A 1683-nucleotide genomic window follows, 5' to 3' on the forward strand; every position below is an offset into this window, starting at 1 on the left:
AGCGTGTCTTGAACCAACTGCAGATCCACTAATGAGAGGTTTTTAAAGGAATGCCCTTTTGGGAAGAACTCTCTTAATTGACCATTCACATTCTCATTAGTGCCCCGTTCCCAGGGAGAATATGGATGGGCAAAGTAGATTTCCGTTCCTTGAACCTGATTTAAACTAGCGAATTCCGAGCCGTTGTCAAACGTGATCGTCCGAAAGTTTTCTGCACCGTAATCATCAATCGTATCTTGGAGGGCTTGCCGGCAAGTCTCTGCCCGGTAATCAGGCAATTTAACGATAATTTCCATCCGGCTAACTCGCTCGGTTAACGTCATTAAAGCTGGTTCGGACTCAACCCGTTTGGCTTTCACTAAGTCGCCTTCCCAATGGCCCAACTCCTGACGTTTCCGAACCACTGCGGGCCGGTCTTCAATGGACTGTCCAAGCCGTTTTTTATTCAGGCGGGCATGTCGGTGATTCGGGCGTTTAACGCGGCGACGTAGCTTCATGGGTAAATCATAGTTGTGAAGCTCCGGGTGCTTGCCAGCCTCGATATACCGATAGACCGTAGCCGTTGATGGGCAGGGAAAGCCCGGGTAATGAGCTTTGAAATAGTGGACATACGTATCGACACTGAAAACTCGTGGCTTAGCTTTTAAAGCTTTCGGCAGGGACTTGAAGAACACGGCAGCCGGCTGCAGTAAACCTTTGGGGTGACACTTGGCCCGCTGTTCTCGATAGTAAGCCGCCCCGCGCTCGGCAAAGTAGCCCTGATATGACCGATGTTTTTGGGAATCAATCTGGGTGGTTAACCCGCGTTTTAATTCGCGAGAAATGGTGCTGGGACTCCGGTGAAGCCGGCTGGCGATCTGACGAACGCCAAATCCTAATCGAGTCAGGGACTCAATTTGACCGCGTTCAAAAGATTGGAGTTGTTAGTAATGCTTAGGCATGATATTCTTAGTTTGGGTCATGAAGACACCTATCCTTATCTGTTGATTTTGTCGTTAATAATAAGAATAGGCCTTCATGGCCTTTTAAGCTAGTCTAATTGGCCTAGTTATCAAGTGTTGCACTTCAATTTTAAATCGGGGCACAAAAAGCAGGTGATATCTCGAATACAGAATCCTGACCAGCATTATATTTTAAAAAACCGTAAGAGCCGGAATTTTGATTGTCATTAAGAAACCAGTAGGCCTTTACCTCAAAATTCTGAAACATATTCTTATCACTTATTTTATTTTTCATGAAAGCACCTTCATTCGTAATCATCATGTTTATTCTATATGTTGAGTATTTAAAAAGAATAATTTTTGTCATATACGTCGAGTATACAACTCTCCTGCGAATTTTCGATATTCTAACCGAATTAGCATAAATTCAATATTATTTTTGTTAACTCAATCCTTAGTACCAAACTGACCGATTCGTACATACCACAAACGCTACCATATCAAGGCTCACCTCTACTTCCACTACCCTAATCGACACGACCTGCCAAACTGGACATTCACCTACTCGACTATCGAAATAGGACATAGAACACTCGACCCGCCAGCTTCAAATAGAAAAAGTGTACTTTTTCCAATAGCTCAGAAGGGAAAAAGTACACTTTCAATCATCTATAAATGCCATTATAACGCGGTTTGTCGGCTATTTTTCTGTGCGTTCAAGGACAGTAACACTCTCAACATG

Annotated in this window: 1 protein-coding gene and 1 pseudogene; both read right to left on the reverse strand. The window is 43.8% G+C overall.

What is annotated here, in order from left to right; translation table 11 throughout:
• Window positions 1-962: pseudogene (locus tag FD27_RS07430) on the reverse strand (IS30 family transposase); the annotation flags it as partial.
• Window positions 963-1071: 109 nt separating this feature from the next.
• Window positions 1072-1308 (reverse strand): hypothetical protein, encoded by a 237-nt coding sequence (locus tag FD27_RS07435; protein WP_191979140.1) that lies wholly within the window; start codon window positions 1306-1308, stop codon window positions 1072-1074.
• Between the last annotated feature and the right edge of the window lie 375 nt (window positions 1309-1683).

Origin of the sequence: Limosilactobacillus frumenti DSM 13145, from assembly GCF_001436045.1 — a bacterium.
In the GTDB taxonomy this organism is placed as follows: Bacteria; Bacillota; Bacilli; order Lactobacillales; family Lactobacillaceae; genus Limosilactobacillus; species Limosilactobacillus frumenti.

What these genes read in the sequence shown, in the direction of transcription:
- FD27_RS07435 (WP_191979140.1), bottom strand. Translation starts at nt 1,308, where the DNA reads ATGACAAAAATTATTCTTTTTAAATACTCAACATATAGAATAAACATG.